The sequence below is a fragment of the Variovorax sp. P5_A3 genome (assembly GCF_056400665.1).
In genome coordinates this window covers 187,684-211,824 of record NZ_JBFUKW010000010.1, presented here as the reverse complement: position 1 = coordinate 211,824, position 24,141 = coordinate 187,684, and the positions used below count along the sequence as shown (strand labels likewise).

Genomic DNA, 24,141 nt, shown 5'->3' with positions numbered 1-24,141 from the left:
AATCCGTGGCGCGCCTCAGGCGGCAGCCTTGAGACGGGGTGGCGGACGGCTGAGTCGCGGCAGGCGCCGGCGCGAGCCGATCACCTCCTCGATGTCCTCGCGCGCACCGTCGATCAGCTTGATGATGGCCCGCTCGGCACGCGCCGGGTTGTGCGCGATCACCGCATCGAGCACCGCGCGATGCATCGGCAGCGATTGCGCCGGGCCGTCCTTCTTGATGGTGGAAATCTCGAAGCTCGTTCGCAGCAAGGCATGCAGCGCCTTGCTCATCTGCGCGAGCATGCGGTTGTTCGCGGCGCGGAGCAGGCCGTGATGAAAGCGCAGGTCGAAGGTCACGTAGTCGCCGCCGAACTCCACCGCGTGCTTCATGCCGGCGTACGCGGCTTCGATTTCCTCGATGTCATCCGCCGTCGCCCGCTCGGCGGCGAGCCGAACCGCTGCCGGCTCGACCGCTCGGCGCAGGTCCTGCAGGTCGCGCAGGAACTCGGGCGTGAGGCCGGCACGGGCCTGCCAGGTGATGACATCGGGGTCGAACCAGTTCCAGCGATCGTCGGGCAACACGCGCGTTCCGACCTTGGGACCGGTCACGATCAGCCCCTTCGCCACCAGCGACTTCACGGCCTCGCGCACCACGGTGCGACTGACGCCGAACTCCTCGCACAGGAGGGGCTCCGCCGGCATCGGTGCCCCGATGGCGTAGCGGCGCGACACGATCGCCTCGCCCAGAAGGTCGAGCGTTCTGCCGTGGGTGTTCTTGGTCACTGGAGGCAACGCCCTCAGGCATCCACTGGCGTGAGCAGGGGTTGGCCCGCAAAGTGCGCGCGCAAGTTGTCGAAGGTCAGTTGTCCCATCGCCTCGCGCGTCTGCTTCGTGCCGCTGCCGATGTGCGGGGTCAGCACCACGTTGGGCATGGCGCGCAGTTCCTCGGGCACGTTGGGCTCGTTCACGAACACATCGAGCCCGGCGCCGGCGATGACGCCGTCGCGCAATGCTTCGATCAGCGCGGGCTGGTCGACGACCGTGCCGCGCGCGACATTGATGAGGTAGCCGTCGGGTCCGAGCGCCTTGAGCACGCGCGCATCGATCATGCCGCGCGTGGCTGCGCCGCCGGGCGTGATGACGACCAGAAAGTCGACCGCCGCCGCGAGCGATGCGGCGTCGGGGTAATACATGTAGTTGAGGTTCGGGCGTGGAGAGCGCGCTGTGTAGGCAATCTCCATGCTGAAAGCGGCGGCGCGGTGCGCGATCGCCTGGCCGATGCGTCCGATACCGACGATGCCCAGCCGGCTGCCCGTGACCTTGCGGCTCAGCGCGATCGGCCCATTGGGCCACTCGTTGGCACGCACGAAGCGGTCGGCCTGCGGAATGCGGCGCGCCACTGCGAGCATCAGGCCGATGGCGAGATCGGCCACGTCGTCGTTGAGCACTTCGGGCGTGTTGGTGACCGGCACGCCGCGCTCGTGCGCCGCCGCGACGTCCACACCGTCGTAGCCGACGCCGAACACCGAGATCACTTCGAGCGCCGGCAACTGCGCGATCAACTCGCGCGGCACCCTGGCTTCACCGTTGGCAACCACGCCGCGGATGCGCGGCGCCACGCTGGCGAAGGCCGCGGGGTCGCTCACGTGGATGCGGTCATGGATGGTGTATTCGCCGCGCAGCGCCTCCATGAGGAAGGGCATCAGGGGCGCGACGACCAGCAGTTCAGGCCGATCGACGCTTCTGGCGGCGGCGCTCATACCTTGATGCCCAGCTTCTGGACCAGTTGCTTGAAGTACTCGTGATCGCGCTGCATCGCCTGTCCGAAGGCCTCGGCATCGAGGTACGCGAAGCCGAGGTTGATCTTCTCGAGTTGCTCGCGAAGCATGGGCTCGTCGGCGGCCTTGCGCGTCGTGGCGCGCAACGTCGTCGCGATCTCGGGCGGCGTGGCCTTGTGCACGGCGAGGCCGCGCCAGGTGCCGATCGACAGGTCGATCTTGCGTTCCTTCAAGGTAGGAACCTTGTCGAAGGCCTTCAGGCGCTGATCGGCCATGACGGCGAGCATCTTCAGCTTGCCGCCCTGCACGTGCGCCGCGACTTCGCCCGGGCTCACGGCGACCGCATCGATGTGACCGCCGAGCAGTGCGACCACGCCGGGTGCCGCCCCCTGATAAGGCACATGGTTGAACTTGACGCCGGCCTTGTCTTCGAGGCCCGCGGCCGCGAGATGCCAGATCGAGCCGTTGCCGGAATTGCCGACCTTCATGTCGCCCGGCTTCGCCTTGGCTTCGGCGAGGAACTCCTCGATGGTGTTCCACGGCGCCTCGGTGCGCACCGTGATCGCCGCTGGGTCCGCATTGAGGCGTGCGATGGGCTGGAAGTCCGCGTAGGTGAACTTGGAGAGGCCGAGGTGCGGCAAGATCACGAGCTCCGCGATCACCACGCTCACCTTGTATCCGTCGGGCTTTCCGTTGAGCACGTCGCTCATGCCCACCACGCCGCTCGCGCCGGGCTTGTCGTTGACGACGAAGGGCTGCGGGAAGTGATTCTTCGCCGCTTCGGCAAAGGCGCGCGCCAGTGCGTCGGTGCCGCCGCCGGCCGATGCGGGCACGACGAGTTCCACGGGCTTGGTCGGATAGGCGTCGGCTTTCACTGCGAAAGCCACTGGCAGCATCGCCGCGGCGCCCAGGCCCTGCAGCATGCGGCGGCGCCTTGCATTGATGGAATGGGGCATGGGAAGGTCTCCTGCTGAACCGGTTTCAATGTCGAATCTGCACTCGACAACGCCGGTCTGCAGCGCTGTCGATTCAAATCATATGATGATTGAAATCGATGCCCCGCAGGACAAACCCTGATGGTCGGCGCGCGTCGGAACAAGAGCGCCTTGGCGCAGCGCGCATCAGCCTTGCGGTGCCGGACCCTTTGCGCGCACCACGAAGCGTCCCGCACGGGCGCCGGTCGCACGGCCCTCGGCCGTATAGCTCAGCACCCCGTTGACCCACACGCGCTCGATGCCTTCGCTGAACTGCCGCGGCTGTTCGAAAGTCGCGCCGTCCTTCACGCGCAGCGGATCGAACAGCACGACGTCGGCCATGCAGCCCGCCTTGATCAGACCGCGCTCGCCGATGCGAAAGCGCGAGGCGGACATGCCCGTCATCTTGTGGATTGCCTGTTCCAGGCGCAGCAGGCCCTTCTCGCGCCAGTAGTTCGCAAGCACGCGCGGAAAGGCTCCCCACAGGCGCGGATGCGGCCGCTCGTCGTGCGGCAGACCATCGGAGCCAATCATCGAGAGCGGGTGCGTGATCACGCGCTGCACGTCGTCCTCGCGCATCTGGAAGTAGCAGGCGTTGCCGGGCTTCAGGCGCACGGCGGCATCCTTCTGCGACACGCCCCACTCCGCCGCGATGTCCGCCAGGTAGCGTCCGCCCACCTCGGGATGCGGCTGGCTGCCGGTGATGAGGATGTCGATGATGCCGTCGACCAGGTCTTCCCGCAGCACGGTGGAGCCGGCGGTGTAGGGGTACACGTCCATGCCGATCTCCTGCCCGCGCGCGAGTTCCTCGATGAGCGGCAAGGTCTCTCGCGTGCGCCCCCAGTTGTCGGGGCCGGCGCACTTGTGGTGCGAGATCACCAGCGGAAGGCCGGACTGCCGTGCGGTCAGCGCAGCTTCCTGCAACGCCGGAAGAATGCCTGCGAGTTCGTCGCGGATGTGCGTCGCATACACGCCGCCATTGCGCGCAGCCACGCTGGCTACCGCGACCAGCTCGTCGACGTCGGCCGCAAAGGCTTCCTCGTAGAACACGCCGGATGACAGCCCCAGCGCGCCCGCGTCCATCGCCTCCTGCATGTCGGCGGCCATCGCCGCGCGTTCCGCTTCGTTGGCGGCGCGGTCCAGCGCCGGCACATGGCGCATTCGCAGCGCGGTGTGCCCGAGCAGCGCCGCGACGTTGACGCCGGGTCGGGCCGCGTTCACCGCATCGGCGTAGGCGCGCATCGTGGCGTGACGGAACTGCCCGCGGCCCAGCAGCGAAAGCGGTGCCAGCGGCGCGTCGGTCACCACCGGCGCGAGCGAGATGCCGCAGTTGCCCACGATCACCGTGGTCACGCCTTGCGACAGTTTGGGCAGCATGTCGGCCTTCTCGATCGCCGCGGCGTCGTCGTGCGTGTGCACGTCGATGAAGCCGGGGGCGATGACCAGGCCGGTGCAGTCGATCTCCTCCGCCGGCTCACGAAGGCTCGCCAGCAGTTCGGGCGAAGTGGCACCGGGCGACGCGACAGACGCGATGCGATCGCCGACCAGCAGGACATCACCGAGCCAGCCGGGACTGTCGCTGCCATCGACGATCTGGCCGCCCCGGAGCAGCGTGGGCCGTGTGTCTTGCATCGTCATGCTCTCTCGTCGTCGGTTGTCTCGGTCGCGCCCGAATACTCTGCGCTGTCGAACCCGTGCTTGTGCAGCAACTGCTTGAACTGCTGGAGCCCGCGCGTGGCGACGGGCCCGAGCTTCTGCGCGAGGCGCACCATCAGGATCTCGATCACGACGAGGTGCGCGAGATAGGCTTCGGTGCCGACGCGCATCACCGCATCCTGCGGCACCGAGACACCGATGACCAGGTCGGCGATCTCGGCCAGTTGCGTGTCGGGTTGCGTCAGCGCCACCACCGTGGCCCCTTGCGACCGGGCGAAGCGCGCCGCCTCCAGCGTGTAGGGCATGCGTCCGACGTGCGAGATGACGAAGGCAACGCCGTCGGGCCCCAGCGTGCTGGCCGAGACCAGTTGCTGGTGCGCATCGAAGATGGCGTTGGACGTGCAGCCCAGCCTGAACAGGCGGCTCTGCAATTCGCTCGCCATGAAGGTCGACGCGGCACCCACCGAATAGCAGTCGATGCGCCGCGCGGCGGCCAGTCGTGTGGCGACCTCATCGAGCACGCCGACGTCGATGCGGCGTCCCAGCTCGGTCAGCGACGACACGGCCGCGTGAATGATCTTGCTGGTCACGTCGCCCGCGCTGTCTTCGGCGAGCACGCTGCGGTGCAAGTACGAACCCGTGACGGCGAGATCCTGGGCCAGAGCCAGCATGAACTCGCGCACGGATTCGAAACCGAAGCTGCGGCAGGTGCGCACGATGGTCGGCATCGAGACGCCGGCCTGCTGCGCGAGTTGCTCCACCGTGGCGGCCACGGCTGCGCGCGGGTCCTCGAGAACGCATTGCACGACGCTGCGTTGTGCAGCCGGCAATTCGGCCATGCGCTCGCGCAGGCGCTGCAGGAGATGGACTGCGGAGTCGTTCATCGGTGCCCTCAAAAGCGCGTGCTGATGGCGCCGGTCACGGCCCCGTCGTCTTCGACCAGTGCGAGCCAGCGCCACTTGTCGAAAGTGGTGCAGGGATGCGAGATGCCCAGCGCCACGCGATCGCCGACATGCGGCACAGGGCCTGCGGGATCGAAGCGCAAGTAGGCATGCTGGTCGTTCAGTGCACTGATCGTCCAGCCGGCAGGCGCTTCGACCGACGAGCGTTGGCCGCGCGGCGCGTGGCGCACCGGGATCGGCATTTCGAGATCGTAGGAAATATCCCGCCGACCACAGGTCAGCAATGCGAGACCCGCCTCTGGCACGGACTGCACCATGGCCCAGACCTCCAGCGCCGCTCGCAGTGATTCATCGAGCCCTTCGCGCTGCTCGACCTGCTTGAGAAAGCGCGCGTAGTTGCCATTGTCGTGCGTGATGTAGCAGCCCGAACGCAGCACGCCCTGCACAGGTCGCGACAGGCCCTGTGCCCGCAGCAGCGGCACGACCAGGTCGAACACAGCCGAACCGCCGGCCGTGAGCATCACGGTGTCGTCGCAGAAAAGGTTCTCGGCGTCGCAGCAGCGCGCGATCTCGAGCACGCGGTTCACCAGCCCGGTGACTTCGCGTGCGTCGTGTGCGCTGTCGCAGCGGGCCAGGCCGCCTTCATAGCATTCGATGCCGCCGAGCTGCACGACGTCCGAGCGCGCGATGGCCGCGGCCAGCGTGAGTGCCTCTTCCAGCGTCCGGACGCCGGTACGCTGGCCCGGTATGCCGACTTCGATCAGGACATCGAAGCGGCGCCTGCATTGCCGCCGCTGCGCCCAATCCTCGATCAGCGCCAGTTGCGCGAGCGAATCGACCAGGAACCACACGCGCAGGTCGTTGTGCCCGGCCAGCAGCATGTCCAGTCCGTCGAGGTCTGCGTCACCCATCACCTGGTTGGCGATGATGGCGCGACGGGCGCCCGCCTCCACGCCCACGGCGAGCTGGTAGATGGTCGCGAAGGTCAGGCCCCACGCGCCGCCGGCCAGTTGCTGCGCGAAGAGTTCGGGGGACATCGTCGTCTTGCCGTGCGGTGCCAGCAAAACGCCCTTGCGGCGCGCGTAGTCCTGCATCCACGCGATGTTGTGTGCGAGCGCGGAGCGGCGGATCACGGCCAGCGGATACGACAGGTCGTCGGCCAGCACGTTCCATCCCTTCTGGCCGATGTCCGCGGCGCGGCATGGCACGGCCTCGAGTGGATAGCTCTTGCTGCGGTGATCGAGGATGAGCTCTTCCGTCATGTGTGTCCCTTGTTGAAGTTCTCGATGATGGGCCAGGGTCGGGCAAAGATCAAAGATCGTTGCGCCAGCAGGCGTGCCAGTGCCCGGGTTGTACTTCGCGCAGTTGCATGTCGGCGCTGGCGCAGCGTTCTTCCGCCAGCGGGCAGCGGGTGCGGAAGACGCAACCCGAAGGCGGGTTCGCCGGGCTCGGCAAGTCGCCCTGCAGCAGCGGCACCACGCGCCGCTGCGCGGGATCGGGAATCGGCGCCGCGGCCAGCAGCGCGCGCGTGTACGGATGCTGCGGTTGCGCGTAGAGCGAGTGGGTCGGCGCGATCTCCATCACGCGGCCGAGGTACAGCACCACGACGCGATCGCACAGGTACTCGACCACGTCGAGATCGTGCGAGATGAAGAGCAGCGTCAGCCCGAGATGCTCCTTGAGTTCGCCCAGCAGGTTGACCACCTGCGCCTGGATCGACACATCAAGCGCCGACAAGGGTTCGTCGGCCACGATGAACTGCGGCTCGACCGCCAGCGCGCGCGCAATGCCGATGCGCTGGCGCTGCCCGCCCGAGAACTCGTGCGGAAAGCGCTCGGCATGCTCGGGGCGCAGGCCCACCTGCTGCAACAGTTGCTCGATGCGCGGCTTGCGTGCGGCACCCTTGGCGAGGCCGTGCGTGTCGAGCGCCTCCGCGAGCACGTCGCGAATCCGCATGCGTGGGTTGAGGCTGGCATACGGGTCCTGGAAGATGATCTGGACCTTGGAGCGCAGCGGCCGGAACTGCGATTGCGACATGCCCGCCAGATCCTGCGGAGCCGCTTCCGATCCCTGCGGCTGGTAGAGCATCTGGCCATCGGTCGGATCGACCAGGCGCGTGAGAAGACGGCCAATGGTGCTCTTCCCCGAGCCCGATTCGCCGACGAGGCCGAGCGTCTCGCCCTTGCGGACGGTGAAGCTCACGTCGTCCACCGCGCGCACGGGATGGCTGCCCTTGCCGAAGTACTTGCGCAGGTTGCGGATATCGAGCAAGTTGTCGCTCGCCAGTGCTTCAGTCGTCATGCTGCCTGCTCCTCGATGAACCCGATGCAGCGCACCATGCGCTGGCCGCCGGCCGATTCGAGCCGGGGCATGCGCGCATCGCAGGCCTCGCGGCGGAATGAACATCGCGGCGCGAAAGCACATCCCGGCGGCGGCGAGAACGGACTCGACACCTGCCCCGGGATCGCCACCAGTTGCGGCCGCCTGCCGCCCGGMGCGGCWGGCGCACCACGGCGCCGCGCCACACCCGGCAGGCAGGCCAGCAGGCCGCGCGTATAGGGATGGTCCGGCCGCGCGAAGAGATCGCGCACCCGCGCCGATTCGACGATGCGCCCGGCATACATCACGGCGACGGCATCCGCGTACTGCGCGACCACGCCGAGGTTGTGCGTGACGAACAGCATGCTCATGCCCGTCTCCTTCTGGAGGCGGCCCATCAGCGCGAGGATCTGCGCCTGGATGGTGACGTCGAGCGCGGTGGTCGGCTCGTCGGCGATCAGCAGCGTCGGGTTGCATGCCATCGCCAGTGCGATCATCACGCGCTGTCGCATGCCGCCGGAAAGCTGGTGCGGATACTCGCGTACCCGTTGCGCGGCGGCGGGAATCTCCACCAGCTCCAGCATGCGCTGCGCATGCGCGAAGGCGGCCTTGCGATCGAGCTTGAGGTGCAGCCGCACCGACTCGGCGATCTGCTCGCCGATGGTCAGCACCGGGTTGAGGCTGGTCATGGGCTCCTGGAAGATCATGCCCAGTTCGTTGCCGCGCAGCGCGCGCTTCTCCGACTCGGGCATGGCGAGCAGGTTGACCCGGCGCCCATCGCGCCGAACGAACCACGCCTCGCCCTCCACTTGCGCGTGCGAGGTCTTCGCATGCAGGCCCATCAGGCTGAGGCTCGTGACGGATTTCCCCGAGCCGGATTCGCCCACGAGGGCCAGCGTTTCTCCGGGACGGATGGCAAAGGACACGTCGGCCACGCTCTGGATGCGGCCGGCCTCGGTCGCGAAGGAGGTGGACAGCCCTTGCACTTCGAGGCGAGGGATCGTCAGGGTGTGGGTGTTCATGCGGCCTTCCTCAGCTTGGGATCGAGCAGGTCGCGCACGCCATCGCCGAGCATCTGCAGCGAGAGTGCGGTCAGCACGATGGCGAGGCCCGGGCAGAAGATCGTCCAGAAGGCCTTGTCGGCGTATTCGAGGCTGCCGGCGATCATCGTGCCCCAGGTCGGAATGTCGGGCGGCACGCCGACGCCGAGAAACGAAAGCCCCGCCTCGGCCAGGATCGCGTAGGCGAAGATGAAGGTGACCTGCACCAGGATCGGCGACATCAGGTTCGGCAGGATGTGCTTGCGCAGGATGCGCGGCGTGCGCACGCCGAGCGCGCGCGCCGCATCGACGAAGAGCAGTTCGCGAAGCACCAGCGTGGTGGCACGCACCACGCGCGCCACGCGCGGCGTGTAGACGATGACGAGCGCGAGCATCACGTTCCACAATGACACACCGAGGATCGAGACGAGTGCGATGCCGAGGAGGATGTCCGGGAAGGACATCATCGCGTCGACGACGCGCATGATCGGCGCATCGAGCCGGCGGAAGAAGCCGGCGAGCATGCCCATCAGCGTCCCGAACAGCACCGCGCCGGCCGCGGTGACGAAGCCGATCAGCAGCGAGTAGCGCGCGCCGTGCACGATGCGCAGCATCACGTCGCGGCCCAACTCGTCGGTGCCGGCCCAATGCTCCAGGGACGGCGCATGCAGGCGGTTGCTGATCTCGATGGCACCCGGATCGGCATCCGAGAGCCACGGATAGACCAGCGCGACGCCCACCACCAGCAGCAGAACCAGCGCCGCGGCCAGCACGACCTTGCGCGAAAACAGGCGGCGCGCGATCGGCATCGCACCGGCGAAGAAAGAAGAGACGGCGGCTTTCATTTCGACTCCAGCCGGATGCGCGGATCGACGAGCGTATAGATGAAGTCGACACCGAGATTGATGAACACGTAGATCGCGGCGATGACCAGCAGCGTGCCCTGGATCACCGGATAGTCGCGGCGCAGCACCGCGCGCACGACCAGGTTGCCGACGCCCGGCAGGTTGAAGACGGTCTCCGTCACCACCGTGCCGCCGATCATCAGCGCGAGCGTGAGGCCCAGCACGGTGACGATCGGCACGAGCGCATTGCGCAGCACGTGCTTGACCATGATCACGCGCTCCGGCAGGCCCTTGGCGCGCGCGGTGCGCACGTAGTCCTCGCCGAGGATGTCGAGCATGGAAGCGCGCGTGAAGCGGATGATCAGCGCCGAGTTCAGCAGGCCCAGTACCAGCGCGGGCAGTAGCAGATGGTGCAGCCGCTCGTGCAACGAGGCGCTGGGGTCACCGTAGCCCGAGGTGGGAAACCAGCCGAGCTTGACCGCGAAGAACTGGATCAGGATCAGCCCCAGCCAGAAGCTCGGGATGCTGGCGCCCAGCATGGCCACGCCGCTCACGGCCTGGTCGGCCGCGCTGCCGCGCCAGATGGCAGCGGCCATGCCGGCAGGGATGCCGATCAGCGCCGCGATGGCGACCGCGAACAGCGCGAGGAACATCGTCGGCTCCGCGCGCTCCATCAGCGCCTGCGCCACCGGGCGCTGGAGAAACAGCGATTGCCCCAGGTTGCCCTGCAGCAGTTCGCCCACCCACAGCACGAACTGCGTCGGCAGGGGCTTGTCGAGGCCGTACTGGGTACGGGCCTTGGCGATGTCCTCGGTGGTCGCCTGGTCGCCAAGCAGCAGCGCGACCGGGTCGCCCGAGGCGAGGCGCGTGAGCGCGAAGACCAGCACAGCGACGATGGCGAGCACCACCACCGCCCCGGCGAGGCGGGTGAGCAAGAAACGCAGCATGGGGAGAGTTCGCTGGAGTGGGGTTTACTTGGCGAGGCCGGTGTTCCAGAAGAACGGCCAGATCGCGGGCGTGTAGCCCTCCAGCTTGGCCGAGCGCGCAGACAGGCTGTTGAACTTGCCGACTTCGATGAAGGGCACCTCGTCATACACGGTCTGCTGCACCTGGCCCCACAGCGCGCCGCGCTTGGCGTTGTCGGTTTCCTGGTTGAAGGCGGTCAGCGTCGCCTTCTTGGCCGGGGTTTCCCACCAGCCCGGCGCACCGTCGCCCAGTTGCGGCGGCGAGAGCATTGGCTCGGGGAAGAGGCCCGAATGCGTGAAGTACACGTCCCAGAGCTTCGCATCGTTGCGGCGCTGCACCAGCGTGGCCCAGTCGACCACCTGCAGGTCGGTCTTGAAGCCGGCCTTCTTGAGTTGCTCGGACATCACGAGCGCCATGTTGTAGTGGAACTCGTACTGACGGCTCGCCATGATGCGGATCGGCTGGCCGTTGTAGCCGGCCTTGGCGGCGAGGTCCTTGGCCGATTGCGGATTGCGCGAGTTGTAGGCGTTGCTGCCGGCCGCCGAGTAATACGGCGTGCCCTTCGGGAAGAAGTTGGGCTCGACCACGAAGAAGCGGTTGTCGCCGAAGCCGGCCGCCATCAGCTCGCCCTGCCCCACCGCGGTCTGCACTGCGCGGCGCAGCGGTTGCGAAGCCAGCACACCTTCCTTGGTGTTGAACACGATGTAGGGGAAGCCGAAATTCTTCGTCACGATCGGCACGACGGCCGGCGCGCCCTTCTCGATGCGGCCCACCGCCTCGACCGGGAGCAGGTCCGCGTACTGGAACTGGCCCGAGAGCGAGCCTTCGACGCGCGTATTGGCATTGGGCACTGGCACGAAGCGCAGTTCGTCGAGCAGCGCCTCGCGTCGTCCGGCGTAGCCGCTGGGCGCTTCCTTGCGGGAGGTGTAGCCGTCATGGCGCACCAGCACCGTGAACTGGTCGGGGCGGCGCTCCTTGAACTTGTAGGGGCCGGTGCCGATGAATTCCTTGAGCTGCGGCGCGATGCTTTCCTTGGCCATGATCGCGGCCATGCCGCTGGGCAGTGCGAGCTGGGCGAGCAGCGGCGCATACGGACTCTTCAGCTTGAGCTCGACGCTGAGCGGCCCCTTGGCCGTGAGCGACGCGACTTCCTTGCCCACCGACTTGCCGCGCGGCGACAGTTCCATCCAGCGCTGCAGCGAGGCGACGACGTCATCGGCGTTCAGGTCACGGCCGTTGTGGAGCTTGACGCCCTTGCGGATCGCGATGGTGTAGGTCAGGCCGTCCTTGGAGACCACCGGCATGCCCTCGGCCAGCATCGGTGCCACGTTCCAGTTGGCATCGAAGGTGTAGAGCGGTTCGTAGACGTGCTGCATGATCGTGCCGACGAGATCCGCGGTGCTGATCATCGGGTCCAGGCCCTGCGGCTCGCCGACCATCGCCAGGTTGGCGGCGCCGCCCTTGGCAGGTTCGGCGAATGCGGCGGCAGGCAGCAGGCCGAATGCGACGGTTGCGGCGAGCGCGCCGGCGACGGTTCGCCATCGCGATGCGCGCACCGGGTTCAGTTGAGAAAAACCAGATGTCGGTACAGTGATGGCGGTTGTTTGCATCGCGGCTCCATGAGTAATAACATTACATCGGCGATCGTATTTCCAGCGGTTTGCTACGTCAAACAGGGGTTTACCCTGATCTTTTCTGTAATTTCATTACACAAACACCATCATGTCCAAAGTTGAAATGCTCGGCCAGTCACCGATTGCCTCCGATCGCCAGGCCCGTCCCCTCTCGCCCGCCACCCGCGCGGGCGACTTCGTCTTCGTCTCCGGCCAGGTGCCGACCGATGACCAGGGACAGGTGATCGTCGGCGGCATCGAGGCGCAGACGCGCCAGGTGTTCAAGCGCATCGAGCAGGCGCTCGCACTGGCCGACTGCACGCTCGCCGACATCGCGAAAGTGAGCGTGTGGCTCAATGACGCACGTGACTTCGGCAGCTTCAACCGCGTCTACATGGAATGCCTGGGCGACCACCGGCCTGCGCGCTCGACGGTCGAATCGCGCCTGATGATCGACGCCAAGGTCGAGATCGACGTCACAGCCTACAAACCCCGAGCGAGCTGACATGAGCCACACCCGCCTGGTTGCCGTCGATTGGGGCACGAGTTCGCTGCGCGGCGCGCTGCTCGACCCCGATGGGCGGGTGGTGGACGAACAGAGCCATTCGCGCGGCATCCTCACCGTGAAGCACGGCGGCTTCACCGAGGTGTTCGAAACGCTCTTCGCCGAGTGGATGCGGCCCCGAGGTACGCGCTGCCTGATCTCGGGCATGGCCGGCAGCAAGCAGGGCTGGGTGGAAGCGCCCTATTGCGCCTGCCCTGCGGGCCTGGTCGAAGTGCGCGACAAGATCATGGAGATCGAGCCCGGCCGCATCTCGATCGCGCCCGGGCTGAGCGACACGCACGATGGCGTGCCCGACGTGATGCGCGGCGAAGAGGTCCAGATCTTCGGCGCGATGGCGCTCACCGGCATCCACGACGGCCTGTTCGTGCTGCCCGGCACGCACAACAAGTGGGCCCGGGTGAAGAAGGGCATGGTGACCAGCTTCCGCACCTTCATGACGGGCGAGTTCTATGCGGTGCTGAGCCAGCATTCGATCCTTTCTCGCACGATCGACACCTCGGCGTCGCTGGACGAAGCGGCCTTCCTCCAGGGCGTGACGCAGGCCGACAACGGCCAGGGCCTTCTGCACAACGCCTTCGGTGCACGAACGCTGTCGCTCTTCGACCGCATGCCGGCGCGCGAGCTGTCCAGCTACCTCTCCGGCATCCTCATCGGCGAGGAACTGCGCACGCAATCGGTCCACGCCGCCGGCGAGGTCGTGCTGATCGGCACGCCCGCGCTCACGCAGCGCTACATGCTGGCCCTGCAGGCTTCGGGCACCAAGGCCAGGACGCTCGGTGCCGAAGCCACCTGGGCGGGCCTGCATGCGCTTCATTCACTGAACCACAGAAAACAATGACCACGCCCTTCGACAAATTCTCCGGCGCGATGCGCCACCTGCCGCTGGTGGCGATCCTGCGCGGCCTGACGCCGGCCGAGGCGCCCGCGGTGGGCGACGCCATCGTCGAAGCCGGATTCCGCCTGCTCGAAGTGCCGCTCAATTCCCCGCAGCCGCTCGACAGCATCGCGCTGATGCGCCAGCGTTATCCGGATGCGCTGGTCGGCGCAGGCACGGTGCTGAGTGCGCAGCAGGTTCGCGATGTGCATGCGGCCGGCGGCGAACTGATCGTTGCGCCGAACTTCAACGCCGACGTGGTCGCCGAGGCGGCGCGACTCGGGCTCGTGAGCCTGCCGGGCGTGATCACGCCGACCGAGGCATTCGGCGCGCTCGCCGCCGGCGCCACGGGGCTCAAGCTGTTCCCGGCCGAGTTGGCCTCGCCGGCGGTCGTGAAGGCCCTGCTGGCGGTGCTGCCCAAGGGCACCCCGTTGATGCCGGTCGGCGGCATCACGCCCGACAACATGGACCAATGGCGCGCTGCAGGCTCGGCTGGTTTCGGCATCGGGTCCGCGCTCTACAAGCCCGGCAAGTCGGCCGAGGCGGTGCGGGAAGATGCGCTGCGTTTCGTCGCCGCCTTTGCCGGCACGCTGCGGGCCTGAGCACGGATCGACACGCCATGTCCGCTGACTCCGACTTCGCCAGCCCTGCCGTCCGCACCCTTCGCCAGGATCTCGCGCTCGCGCTGCGCGCCGCCGCGCACCACGGCCTGTCCGAAGGCGTGTGCAACCATTTCAGCGTCGCGCTGCCAGGCAAGGAAGACCGCTACCTGATCAATCCGCGCGGCCTGCACTGGAGCGAGATCGGCCACGACGACATCGTGCTGATCGATGTGCACGGCGAGGTGCTTGCGGGACGGCATCGGGTCGAGCCGACGGCCCTCTTCATTCACGGCGCTGTCCATCGCATCACGGGCCACGCGGTGGTGCTGCATTGCCATATGCCCTACGCGACGGCGCTGACGCTGACGGCCGATCGCGCCCTCGACCCGACACTGAGCCAGAACGCGATGCGCTTCATGAATCGCATCGCGATCGACGCCAGCTACAACGGACTCGCACTCGACGACCGCGAAGGCGAACGCATCGCCAACACCATGGCTGGCAAGGATGTGGCCTTCCTCGCGAACCACGGCGTGATCGTGGCGGGTGCGAGCATCGCGCATGCGTACGACGACCTGTACTACCTGGAACGTGCCTGCCTGCACCAGGTGATCGCGCAATCGACCGGCCGGCCGCTGGTGCCGGTCGATGCGGCCCTTGCCGCGCACGTGGCTGCGCAGATCCAGGGCGAGAGGGAGCAGTCCGATCTGTTCTTCGAGGCGCTGCGGCGCATGTTGCCTGCGCCTCGGCCGCACCCCGCTCAGTCCGCCTGAATTCTCGACGCCTTGACGACTTCGCCCCAACGCGCCAGTTCCGCCTTGCTGAAGTCCCCGAGCTTCTTCGGATCCATGTAGTCGGCCGCGGCGCCCTGCTCGGCCGCTTTCTGCTGGAAGGCCTGCGTGGCGGTGATCTTGCCGATCTCGCTGCTCAGGCGGTCGATCACCGCTTGCGGCGTCCTGGCCGGCGCGAATACCGCGAACCACGAGGTGGCATCGAGCTTGGGCATGCCGGCCTCGGCTGCCGTCGGGACGTTGGGCAGCGAAGGCAGCCGCGCCTTGCCGGTGACCGCCAGCGCACGCAGCTTGCCGGCCTGGATGTGCTGCATGAAGGGCGGTGGCGTGCCGAAGGTCATGTCGACCTGTCCGCCCAGCAGGTCCTGCAACGCGGGGCCTGTCCCCTTGTAGGGGACATGCGTGAGCTGGATGCCGGCCTGCTGTTCGAGCATCGCGCCAGTCACATGCTGGAGGGACCCGTTGCCCGATGACGCGTAAGTCAGCTTGCCCGGGTTGGCCTTGGCGTAGGCGATCAGCTCGGCCAGGTTCTTCGCAGGCACGCCCTCGCGCACGACGATGACCTGGGGCGCGCTGAGTACGTTGGCGACCGGACGAAAGTCCTCCGCCGCCCATTGCGGCTTCTGCGCGCTCACGTGCGGCGTGATCACGTGGTAGCCGGAGTACTGCATGAGCAGCGTGTAGCCGCTCGGATCGGCACGCTTCACCGCGATGGCGGCGATCGCGCCGTTGCCTCCGCCCTTGTTGTCGACGATCACCGATTGGCCGAGCGCCTTGCCCAGCGGATCGGCCAGCATGCGTGCCGAGATGTCGGTCGTGCCGCCGGGCGCGGTGGGCACGACCAGCGTGATCGGGCGGCTCGGATACGGCCCGTCTTCGGCGATGGCCAGTCCCGCGCCGGCAACGCCGAAAGACGCGACGAGCACGGCCAGCGTGCGGCGTACGGATGGGGTCTTCTTGAAGCTCATGTCTGTCTCGCTTTGGTTGGAAATATCAGAGGGCTCGCGCCATGGCACGTTCACGAATGGACGCGAAATCGGCGGGCACCGGATGCAGGTCGAGCCGGCGGCCGGCCTTGACGATCTGGCTCGGAATGTCATGGCCGATCAGCGCGGGCAGGCGCTTCGATGCCTCGATGAGGAGCGGGAGATCGACGCCGGTGCGATAGCCCATCAGTTCGAGCGCATGGACGATCTCCTCGCTGCACACGTTGCCGGTGGCACCGGGCGCGTAAGGGCAGCCGCCGATGCCGCCGAGCGAGGCATCGAAGCGGTCGGCGCCGGCGTCGATGGCCGCGATCACGTTCGCGAGGCCCATGCCGCGCGTGTTGTGGAAGTGCAGCGTGACCTCGCTGTCCGGCCAGCGCACGCGGAAGGCTGCGGTGAGCGCCGCGACCTGCCCGGGGTAGGCCATCCCGGTGGTGTCGCACAGTGTGACGCCGCGCGCGCCCATCTCTTCGATGAAGCGATGGCACCAGTCGAGCACGGTCGACACCGGCACGTCGCCTTCCATCGGACAGCCGAAGGAACAGGAGAGCGACACGTTGACCGGCACCCTCGCCTGTCGCGCCAGCGCATTGACTTCCGACAGCGCAGCGAAGGATTGCTCGCGCGTCATTCGCAGGTTCGCCAGGTTGTGGCTTTCACTGGCCGACATGACGAGGTTGAGCTCGTCGGCATCCGCGTCGATGGCTCGCTCCGCACCGCGCACGTTGGGCACCAGCGCGCTGTAGACCACGCCGGGCCGGCGTTCGATCTCGCGCAGCACGATCTCCGCATCGCGCAAGGCGGGGATCGCTTTCGGCGACACGAAGGCCGTCACTTCGATCTTCGCCATGCCGGCTTGCGACAGCGCATTGACCAGTGCGATCTTGTCTTCAGTGGGCACGAAGGCCTCTTCGACCTGCAGGCCGTCGCGGGTGCCGACCTCCTGCATGTGGATGCGACGGCCGGCGCCGTTCCAGGGCGCTTCATCGAGATTCATGCGACCACCTTCCTGCTGCGCAGCGCAGCAATGTCTTGTGTTGAAAAGCCGATTTCCCCGAGCACTGCGTCGGTGTCGTCGCCGAGGTGCGGCGCCGAAGAGCGCACAGTGCCGGGCGTGCCGAGCAGCTTGGGCACGACGCCGGGCACGTCGACGACGTAGCCGTCGCGCGTGGTCTGCTGGAGGATCATGTCGCGCGCCCGGTAGTGCGGGTCTTCGTCGATGTCCTTGGCGGTGTAGACCTTGCCGGCGGGCACGCGGGCCTCGCCGAGCAATGCGAGCACGTCGGCCACCGTGCGGGACTGCGTCCACGCCTCGATCGCCTCGTCGAGTTGCGCGACGCGCGCCACGCGGCCGGCGTTGTTGGCGAGTTCGGCGTCGACGCCGAGGTCGTCGCGGCCGATCACCTGCATGAGCCGCTTGAAGATGCTGTCGCCGTTGCCCGCGATGAGCACATAGCCGTCGCTGCACCGATACGCGTTCGACGGCGCAATGCCCGGCAACGCGCTGCCAGCGGCCTCGCGCACCGCACCGAAGGCGCTGTACTCCGGCAGCAGGCTTTCCATGACGTTGAACACCGCTTCGTGCAGCGCCACATCGATCACCTGCCCCTGTCCGCCATTGACCTTGCGGTGATAGAGCGCGGTGAGGATGCCGATGGTGCCGTGCAGCGCGGCCAGCGTGTCGCCGATCGAGATGCCGCAGCGCACCGGCACGCGGCCCGGTTCGCCGGTCAGCTGCCGCAGCCCACCCATTGCCTCGCCGATGGCGCCGAAGCCGGGCAGGTCGCGGTAGGGGCCGGTCTGGCCATAGCCCGAGATGCGCAGCATCACGAGGCCCGGATTCAGCTTCGACAGCACGTCGTAGCCCATGCCCCAAGCTTCGAGGGTGCCGGGGCGGAAGTTCTCGATGAGCACGTCGGCTTCGGCGATCAGCTTGCGCGCGATGTCCTGTCCCTCGGGGCTGCGAAGGTCGAGCGCGATCGAACGCTTGTTGCGCGACTGCACCTGCCACCAGACGGAGGTGCCTTCCTTGATCAGCCGCCAGTTGCGCAATGGATCACCACTGCCCGGGGCCTCGATCTTGATCACGTCGGCCCCGAATTCGCCCAGCGTCTTGCCTGCGAAGGGGCCGGCAATGAGTTGGCCCATTTCGATGACGCGCACACCCTTCAGCGCGGCCGGCGTCATCGGAATGTTGGATACGGATTCTTCGTTCATGCGCGTTGTCTCCAGGGAGTGCATGAATTCTCGAATCGCAGGCCTTGCAAGGGAACGACAAAGCCGCGGAGCCTGCTTTCGCAAAACGCGAAAGCGGACACGGGTTTCCCCGGAGCAGTGACCGCGGTGCAGCTGGCGCCGGGCCTCGGCGAATGAAGGGACCAGCGGCGGGCAGTCTGCATCTTGCGAGGTCGGATCGCCTGACTACAATTTGTGTGCTTAAAACAAAGCACTACACCTCGGTCCCGCGGTGCCCGGCTGAGAGCGAGACGCGGCGGGAATCCCGTAGAAGGCCGTTTGGGGTGTTTTTCAGGGTCGGCCGGGCTCACCGGAAGGTCATCATGACGACAACGATTGCGCAACAGGTCTGCGTCCAACTCCATGACCGATTGACCGCGGCCGAAGCCGGGCTGGCAGCGGACGGCCTGGCATCTCCAGTTCTAGTAGCCGTCGTAGCAGAGTTTCGGCGGAAGTTCTCGAAAACTCGGCCTGCGCTGGAAGGCGACTCTGGCCCAGGCCAACGCGAGGCCATATTCGAGCTTGAGCAGGCAGCCGATAGCGCCAAGTGGGCGGCATTGGCCGACCCGGGCGCGTCCGAAAACGCCAAGCTGACAGTCATCGCCGCTCATGACTCCATATGCTGGTTCAAGGCGACCGGCAGTCTGCTCGACCGAGAGTACGCCGAACCAGACCCGCTCGCCTCGGTCGCCGAATGACCGCGGTCGCGCGCTGCGGCCGGCAGTCCCCAGGCAAGCGCCTTTCACACTCTATTTGGCGACGCCAAGAGGTGGTCGATCAGGAGGCGCACATGCCGCGGCACTGCGCTCGCGTCCCGCAAGCCAATGAGGAGGCGGCGCGCGGCCCACGCATCCTGGAGAGCGATCTGACGCAGGTTCATCGAGCGCAGATGAGGCTGGATCGCCTCGCGCGGCAGCACCGCGACGCCCAGCCCGGCCGCCACCATCTGGCACATCGCATCGAAGCTGCGAACCTGCAGCCGCATCTTCAGGCTTCGGCCCAGCGCCTTGGTTTCGGCCTGCAGGCGCTTGGCGAGTGAGGTGCCCTTGGGCAGGCTGACGAAGTCGTAGTCGATGGCTTCCTCGAAGCGCACCGTCCGGCGTCGTGCCAACGGATGGCCCTGGGGCACCACGAGAACCAGCCGGTCCTCGCGGTAGTTCATCTGGTGCAGGCCGAAGGCAGGAGTGCGGTCCGCAAAGATGCCGAGGTCGGCGCGGCCGTCGAGGACCGCCAGCACCACTTCGCCGCTGTCCTCTTCCTCGAGCTGGATGCGGATGCCCGCGTTGGCGCGGACAAAGGACGAGATGTCCGACGGCAGGAACTGCGTCACCGCCGACGTGTTGGCCCATAGTCGCACGACGCCCACCAGGCCGGTCGCGTAGTCCGACAGGTCAGCCGCCAGTTGATCGACGTCGCTGAGGATGCGTTGCGCATGCACCTGCAGCGCCTGCCCGGCCACCGTCAGGGTGATGCCGCGCGAATGGCGCTCCATCAGCACCGCACCGACGGCGGCTTCGAGGTCGGTGATGCGCTTGCTGGCGGCACCAATGGCGAGGTTCGCCAGTTCGGCGCCCTTGCTGATGCTGCCGCTGCGCGCCACGAGGCTGAAGAGCGACAGCGAGAACAGGTCGAGCCGGTGGAGATTCACGGGTTGGCGGTGCGCGGGACCATCACCTCATTCTGCACTTCCGAGGCGCGACAATCGGGGCTTCTCCACCTTGGAGGTTCGCTATGTTCCGATCCGACGACGCCGGCAAGCTCGTGCTTCGCCTTGGCCTTGCCTTCATCCTCCTCTTCCACGGAATCAGCAAGCTGCACTCGGGCGTCGGCTTCATCTCGGACATGCTGGCATCGCATGGCTTGCCGGCCGCGCTGGCCTACCTGGTCTACGTGGGCGAGATCGTGGCGCCGCTGCTTCTCATCCTCGGCATCTTTACGCGGCCGGCCGCCTGGATCATCGTCATCAACATGATCGTGGCGGTCGCGCTCTTCGGCTCCAAGGAACTGCTGGTCATTGGCAATACCGGCGGATGGGCCCTGGAACTGGAAGGCCTGTACCTCGTAGCGGCGGTGGCCGTGGCCCTGCTCGGCGCCGGCCGCTTCAGCCTTGGCGGAAAAGACAACAACTTCAATTGAGCGGCTAGCTCGCTGCCGCGTACGGCGGCGCTTCGGCCGAAAGCCCCTGCTTCACCTGCCGCGTCAACGGATCGGCCAGCACTTCGAACTGCCCTGCTTCCAGCGCCGCAAGCGTCTGCGCGACCACATCGTCGGGCGACGCCTTGGGGCCGGTGATCTTGCTCGTCATGTCGGTGTCCATGAACGCAACGTGCAGGCTGAGGACTTGCGTGCCCTGCTCGCGCAGCGCATTGCGCAAGCCATTGCTCAGCGACCATGCCGCCGATTTCGATGCGCTGTAGGTGGCGGAGGTCGGCAGGCTGAGCCAGCTCAGGATCGACAGCACGTTCACGATCGCGCCACCGCCGTTCGCCTTCAGCACCGGCGCGAAGGCCCGGCTCACGGCCCAGGGGCCGAAGAAGTTGGTTTCGAACTCGGCCCGCGCCGATTCGAACGCGTCCGGCGTGCCGAGCAGGTTCACGCCGCGCGAGATGCCCGCGTTGTTGATCAGCAGGGTCACGTCGCCGCACTCGCGGGCCGCGGCTTCCGCCTGTTCGGGGCTGGTCACGTCGAGCGCGATAGGGTGCACTCCGGCGAGCGTCACGCTCTTGGGATCACGCGCTGCGGCGTAGACCTTTTTTGCGCCGCCAGCGAGGGCGGCCTTCGCGAAGGCAAGGCCCAATCCGCGATTGGCGCCAGTAATGAAGACGACGGAATCCTTGACTTTCATGATGACCTTTCGAGAGTTTCGACGACCGAATCAGGAGGGTTGAAGCCGGCGCAGCAGGCCCGCGGTGGTGCGCGGCCAACCCACGCGTCCGAACCATGCACCACCGGCGATGGCGGACGCGTTGACCACGCCATAAACCACCAACGCCACCCCTTGCAGGAAGAACACGTTCACGAGTGCGCCGCCCCAGCGCAATGCGAGCCAGCCGCCAAACCCGGCGACGATCAGCCGGGCGACGTTGCCCAGCACAGGCCAGAGCAGCCGGCCGGCGCCCTGCGACGCGAAATAGAGCACCAGCCCGACACCGAAGAAGCCATAGAACGGCCCGACCGCACGCAGGTACTGCGAACCGGCTTCGAGCATGGCGGGATCACTGCCGAACAGCATCAGCCACGGACGCGGGAACAGCGCAGCCGCGAGCCCGATCGACCCCGAGAGTGCGAATGCGATGGCCGCGCCCGCCCATGTGGCGCGCAAGGCGCGTTCGCGCTGGCCCGCACCGATGCAGGTGCCAACCATCGCGACCAATGGCGCGCCGAGGCCGAACACCAGCGGCACGAGCAGGTATTCGAGCCGCGAAGCCGTGCCGTAGCCCGCGATCGCGCCCGGACCGAAGTGCCCCGAGAGTGCCGTCGCAATGCCGATCGCCAGGTTGGTCGCGACCGTCGACACGGCGCCGACGAGGCCGATGTGCAGGATGTCGCTGAACAGCGGCCACTGAAAGCGCGCGTTGGTCCACGACGGCTTCAGCAGGCTGGCATCCGAGCGGAGATAGGCCCACAGTGCGATGGAGCCGCCCAGGTAGTAGATCAACAACGCGACCGCACCACCCGCGATGCCGAGGCCCGGGATCGGACCCCAGCCGAAGATCAGCAACGGCGACAGCGGGATGAGCACGACGACGCCCGCCACGGTCACGTTCGCAGGCACGGCCATGTTGCCCGTGCCGCGGATCACCGCTGCCAGTGAATTGAAGATCCACACCAGCACCGCGCCCGCGAAGGCGACGTGCGAATAAGTCAACGCCGCCTGGAGGGAATCGCCCGTTCCACCCATGAGCGTGTAGAGCCAGCGCCCACCCAGGAGCAGCGCGAACATGAAGAGCAGGCCGAACCCGATCGCGATCGCGATGGCATGCAGCACCAATGAATCCGCGTCGTCACGTCGACCAGCGCCCAGCGCACGCGCGATCGCCGACGCGATGCCGCCGCCCATCGCGCCTGCCGAAGTCATCTGCATCAGCATGACGATCGGGAACACCAGCGCCATGCCTGCCAGTGCGTCGGTGCCGAGCTTGCCGACGAAGTAGGTTTCGATCAGGCCGACCGAGGCCTGCGCAATCATCACCAGCACGTTGGGCGCGGCAAGGCGCAGGAGTGTCGGCACGATCGGCGCCTCCAGCAGGCGCTGGGTGCGTGGGTCGACGGGGCTCACGCAGCTGCCTTGGCCAACAAGGCCGGCCGCGATTCGCGGATCGGCAGATTGATCAGCGCGGCACCGGCGGCCAGCGCGATATCGATGTACCAGATGATGTCGTAGCTGCCCGTCGCCTGGAACACATAGCCGCCGAGGAACGCGCCGAGAAAGCCGCCGATCTGGTGCGCGAGCATCACGATGCCGAACAGCATCGCCATGTTGGCAGGACCGAACATCTTGGCAACCAGGCCTGCGGTCGGCGGCACTGTCGAAAGAAAGGTCACGCCCATGACGGCCGCGAAGACCAGCATGACGGCCGGCGTCTTGGGCGCCAGGAGGAAGACGAGCACCGCGATGCCACGCGTCGCATACAGCAACGCCAGCAGCGACTTCATCCGCCAGCGACCGACGGCCCAGCCCATGAGCAGGCTGCCCACGATATTGAAGAGGCCGATCATGCCGAGCGCCCAGCCGCCGATCTCCGGTGGCAATCCGCAGGCCGCGACCACGCCAGGCAGGTGTGTCGCGAGAAACGCAACGTGAAAGCCGCACACCAGAAAGCCGAGGCTCAGGTAGCGGTAGCTGGGTGTGGCAATGGCCTGGCTGATCGCCTGGCGCGCCGTCAGCGGCTTGGCGCCGCTGGCCGCCGCGGATTGCGCGGCGAGTTGGTTCGAATTGCCCTTCAGCACGAACACGGCCGGCAGCGCGAGCAGGATCAGCACCGCCAGCCACTGCATCGCGCTCGCCCAGCCGACCGTTGCCATCAGCCCGATCGCGATCGGTGCCATGGCGAACTGCCCGAAAGAGCCGCCTGCATTGACGACGCCGGTGGCCAGGCCACGCTTGTTCGCCGGCAGCAGGCGCGTGGTCGCGGCCATCAGCACCGACGGACCGGCCATGCCCGCACCGCCTGCGGCCAGCACGCCGATGGCGAAGATGAGGCCGCCGGTCGAAGTCATCATCGGCGTGATGAAGGTACCGAGTGCCACCAGCAGCACGCCGATGAAGATCACGCGGCCCGTGCCGATGCGATCGGCCACCGCGCCCGCGAAGGGCTGCGTCAGCCCCCACCACAACTGCCCGAACGCGAACGCGAGGCTGATGCTGCCGATGCCGAGGCCTGTGGATGTGTTCACCGACGAAAGGAAGAGACCCATCGTCTGCCGCACACCCATGGTCAGCGAAAACGTGCCGGCCGCAGCCAGCAGCACCAGCCATACGGCATAGCGCGCGACGGGTGTCGTGCCCGCGGTGGACTTGTCATTCATCGAGCTCTCCCTCTCCGGCTTCGCCGCTGTCTCGCAATAGCTCGATGCTTTCGTCGATCATCGTGTGCAGCGCCACGACCCGCTCGATGCCCAGCTTCTCGTTGAATTTTTCCTGCGCGATGCGCCAGTGGCGCTGCGCCTCGGTGCGCTTCTTGCGTCCCTCGCTCGTGAGCGCGATCAGGCGGCTGCGTGCGTCAGGCCCTTCGCTCTGCGTGAGCCAGCCGGCGGCCACCATGGGCTTGAGGTTGCGCGTCAGCGTCGACGCCTCGATCCCCATGGCCTGCGCAAGGTCGACCGGCCGCACCGGCCCCAGGTGGAGCACGTTCGACAGCAGCGAGTACTGCGTCGTCTTGAGCCCGCTCTTGGCGACCTCGGCGTCGTAGTGACGTGCGACCTGGCGCATCAGGCGCCGCAGCCGGAAATTGGTACAGCCTTGCGGCTTCACGGTAGCATCCATGCCGATGATTGTAGCTACAATCATTGCATA

The 24,141-nt window shown here is 67.1% G+C and carries 25 protein-coding genes; 6 read left to right on the top strand and 19 right to left on the bottom strand.

The window, feature by feature from the left end; all coding sequences use genetic code 11:
• Window positions 1-15: 15 nt before the first annotated feature.
• The 11 genes from AC1D3B_RS17885 to AC1D3B_RS17835 form a co-directional block, all read right to left on the bottom strand.
• A complete protein-coding gene (locus AC1D3B_RS17885; RefSeq protein ID WP_478191997.1) occupies window positions 16-762 on the bottom strand; it encodes a FadR/GntR family transcriptional regulator in 747 nt (248 codons plus the stop codon).
• A 14-nt stretch (window positions 763-776) separates the two neighbouring features.
• A complete protein-coding gene (locus AC1D3B_RS17880; protein ID WP_478191996.1) occupies window positions 777-1,739 on the bottom strand; it encodes a 2-hydroxyacid dehydrogenase in 963 nt (320 codons plus the stop codon).
• Complete coding sequence (locus AC1D3B_RS17875; protein WP_478191995.1) at window positions 1,736-2,713, bottom strand: Bug family tripartite tricarboxylate transporter substrate binding protein; 978 nt, start codon at window positions 2,711-2,713, stop codon at window positions 1,736-1,738. The genes AC1D3B_RS17880 and AC1D3B_RS17875 overlap by 4 nt, the downstream gene beginning before the upstream one ends.
• 165 nt (window positions 2,714-2,878) lie before the next feature.
• The gene (locus tag AC1D3B_RS17870) at window positions 2,879-4,369 is read right to left on the bottom strand and encodes an N-acyl-D-amino-acid deacylase family protein (protein ID WP_478191994.1); all 1,491 of its coding nucleotides are present in this window, start codon (window positions 4,367-4,369) and stop codon (window positions 2,879-2,881) included.
• Window positions 4,366-5,271 carry a MurR/RpiR family transcriptional regulator gene (locus AC1D3B_RS17865; RefSeq protein ID WP_478191993.1) on the bottom strand — a complete coding sequence of 302 codons (906 nt, stop codon included), beginning with the start codon at window positions 5,269-5,271 and terminating at the stop codon, window positions 4,366-4,368. Before AC1D3B_RS17865 ends, AC1D3B_RS17870 begins: the two co-directional genes overlap by 4 nt.
• Before the next feature lie 8 nt (window positions 5,272-5,279).
• Window positions 5,280-6,551: an amino acid deaminase gene (locus AC1D3B_RS17860; protein ID WP_478191992.1), complete on the bottom strand. Its 1,272-nt coding sequence runs from the start codon at window positions 6,549-6,551 to the stop codon at window positions 5,280-5,282.
• Between the two features lie 49 nt (window positions 6,552-6,600).
• Window positions 6,601-7,590 carry an ABC transporter ATP-binding protein gene (locus tag AC1D3B_RS17855; RefSeq protein WP_478191991.1) on the bottom strand — a complete coding sequence of 330 codons (990 nt, stop codon included), beginning with the start codon at window positions 7,588-7,590 and terminating at the stop codon, window positions 6,601-6,603.
• Window positions 7,587-8,630: an ABC transporter ATP-binding protein gene (locus AC1D3B_RS17850; protein ID WP_478191990.1), complete on the bottom strand. Its 1,044-nt coding sequence runs from the start codon at window positions 8,628-8,630 to the stop codon at window positions 7,587-7,589. The genes AC1D3B_RS17855 and AC1D3B_RS17850 overlap by 4 nt, the downstream gene beginning before the upstream one ends.
• A complete protein-coding gene (locus tag AC1D3B_RS17845; protein WP_478191989.1) occupies window positions 8,627-9,493 on the bottom strand; it encodes an ABC transporter permease in 867 nt (288 codons plus the stop codon). The genes AC1D3B_RS17850 and AC1D3B_RS17845 overlap by 4 nt, the downstream gene beginning before the upstream one ends.
• Window positions 9,490-10,440 carry an ABC transporter permease gene (locus tag AC1D3B_RS17840; protein WP_478191988.1) on the bottom strand — a complete coding sequence of 317 codons (951 nt, stop codon included), beginning with the start codon at window positions 10,438-10,440 and terminating at the stop codon, window positions 9,490-9,492. The genes AC1D3B_RS17845 and AC1D3B_RS17840 overlap by 4 nt, the downstream gene beginning before the upstream one ends.
• 24 nt (window positions 10,441-10,464) lie before the next feature.
• Window positions 10,465-12,069 carry an ABC transporter substrate-binding protein gene (locus AC1D3B_RS17835; RefSeq protein WP_478191987.1) on the bottom strand — a complete coding sequence of 535 codons (1,605 nt, stop codon included), beginning with the start codon at window positions 12,067-12,069 and terminating at the stop codon, window positions 10,465-10,467.
• A gap of 112 nt (window positions 12,070-12,181) precedes the next feature.
• Between AC1D3B_RS17835 and AC1D3B_RS17830 the strand changes: the two genes are divergently transcribed.
• The 4 genes from AC1D3B_RS17830 to AC1D3B_RS17815 are packed head-to-tail and all read left to right on the top strand — an operon-like array spanning window position 12,182 to window position 14,886.
• Window positions 12,182-12,577 (top strand): RidA family protein, encoded by a 396-nt coding sequence (locus tag AC1D3B_RS17830; RefSeq protein ID WP_286566876.1) that lies wholly within the window; start codon window positions 12,182-12,184, stop codon window positions 12,575-12,577.
• 1 nt (window position 12,578) lies between these two features.
• Complete coding sequence (locus tag AC1D3B_RS17825) at window positions 12,579-13,475, top strand: 2-dehydro-3-deoxygalactonokinase (RefSeq protein WP_478191986.1); 897 nt, start codon at window positions 12,579-12,581, stop codon at window positions 13,473-13,475.
• Window positions 13,472-14,113 carry a 2-dehydro-3-deoxy-6-phosphogalactonate aldolase gene (locus tag AC1D3B_RS17820; protein ID WP_478191985.1) on the top strand — a complete coding sequence of 214 codons (642 nt, stop codon included), beginning with the start codon at window positions 13,472-13,474 and terminating at the stop codon, window positions 14,111-14,113. Before AC1D3B_RS17825 ends, AC1D3B_RS17820 begins: the two co-directional genes overlap by 4 nt.
• Window positions 14,114-14,130: 17 nt before the next feature.
• Window positions 14,131-14,886 (top strand): aldolase, encoded by a 756-nt coding sequence (locus AC1D3B_RS17815; protein WP_478191984.1) that lies wholly within the window; start codon window positions 14,131-14,133, stop codon window positions 14,884-14,886.
• On the opposite strand, the gene AC1D3B_RS17810 is transcribed toward AC1D3B_RS17815, so the two are convergent.
• Genes AC1D3B_RS17810 through AC1D3B_RS17800 form a run of 3 tightly spaced genes read right to left on the bottom strand, consistent with a single transcriptional unit; the run spans window position 14,874 to window position 18,107 of the window.
• Window positions 14,874-15,872: a Bug family tripartite tricarboxylate transporter substrate binding protein gene (locus AC1D3B_RS17810; protein ID WP_478191983.1), complete on the bottom strand. Its 999-nt coding sequence runs from the start codon at window positions 15,870-15,872 to the stop codon at window positions 14,874-14,876. The genes AC1D3B_RS17815 and AC1D3B_RS17810 overlap by 13 nt on opposite strands.
• Before the next feature lie 25 nt (window positions 15,873-15,897).
• Window positions 15,898-16,887 carry a hydroxymethylglutaryl-CoA lyase gene (locus AC1D3B_RS17805; protein WP_478191982.1) on the bottom strand — a complete coding sequence of 330 codons (990 nt, stop codon included), beginning with the start codon at window positions 16,885-16,887 and terminating at the stop codon, window positions 15,898-15,900.
• Complete coding sequence (locus AC1D3B_RS17800; protein ID WP_478191981.1) at window positions 16,884-18,107, bottom strand: CaiB/BaiF CoA transferase family protein; 1,224 nt, start codon at window positions 18,105-18,107, stop codon at window positions 16,884-16,886. Before AC1D3B_RS17800 ends, AC1D3B_RS17805 begins: the two co-directional genes overlap by 4 nt.
• Window positions 18,108-18,448: 341 nt before the next feature.
• Between AC1D3B_RS17800 and AC1D3B_RS17795 the strand changes: the two genes are divergently transcribed.
• Complete coding sequence (locus AC1D3B_RS17795; protein ID WP_478191980.1) at window positions 18,449-18,823, top strand: hypothetical protein; 375 nt, start codon at window positions 18,449-18,451, stop codon at window positions 18,821-18,823.
• A gap of 44 nt (window positions 18,824-18,867) precedes the next feature.
• On the opposite strand, the gene AC1D3B_RS17790 is transcribed toward AC1D3B_RS17795, so the two are convergent.
• Window positions 18,868-19,773: a LysR family transcriptional regulator gene (locus tag AC1D3B_RS17790; RefSeq protein WP_478191979.1), complete on the bottom strand. Its 906-nt coding sequence runs from the start codon at window positions 19,771-19,773 to the stop codon at window positions 18,868-18,870.
• A gap of 83 nt (window positions 19,774-19,856) precedes the next feature.
• On the opposite strand from AC1D3B_RS17790, the gene AC1D3B_RS17785 reads away from it, so the two are divergent.
• The gene (locus AC1D3B_RS17785) at window positions 19,857-20,261 is read left to right on the top strand and encodes a DoxX family protein (protein ID WP_478191978.1); all 405 of its coding nucleotides are present in this window, start codon (window positions 19,857-19,859) and stop codon (window positions 20,259-20,261) included.
• A gap of 4 nt (window positions 20,262-20,265) precedes the next feature.
• Here the strand turns inward: AC1D3B_RS17785 and AC1D3B_RS17780 are convergent, their stop codons facing one another.
• Genes AC1D3B_RS17780 through AC1D3B_RS17765 form a run of 4 tightly spaced genes read right to left on the bottom strand, consistent with a single transcriptional unit; the run spans window position 20,266 to window position 24,111 of the window.
• Entirely contained in the window at window positions 20,266-20,970 is a 705-nt protein-coding gene (locus AC1D3B_RS17780; RefSeq protein ID WP_478191977.1) for an SDR family oxidoreductase, read from the bottom strand.
• 30 nt (window positions 20,971-21,000) lie between these two features.
• On the bottom strand, window positions 21,001-22,404 hold the full coding sequence (locus tag AC1D3B_RS17775) for an MATE family efflux transporter (RefSeq protein ID WP_478191976.1): 1,404 nt from the start codon (window positions 22,402-22,404) through the stop codon (window positions 21,001-21,003).
• Complete coding sequence (locus AC1D3B_RS17770; RefSeq protein ID WP_478191975.1) at window positions 22,401-23,654, bottom strand: MFS transporter; 1,254 nt, start codon at window positions 23,652-23,654, stop codon at window positions 22,401-22,403. Before AC1D3B_RS17770 ends, AC1D3B_RS17775 begins: the two co-directional genes overlap by 4 nt.
• Complete coding sequence (locus AC1D3B_RS17765; protein WP_478192079.1) at window positions 23,647-24,111, bottom strand: MarR family winged helix-turn-helix transcriptional regulator; 465 nt, start codon at window positions 24,109-24,111, stop codon at window positions 23,647-23,649. Before AC1D3B_RS17765 ends, AC1D3B_RS17770 begins: the two co-directional genes overlap by 8 nt.
• Window positions 24,112-24,141 lie beyond the last annotated feature (30 nt).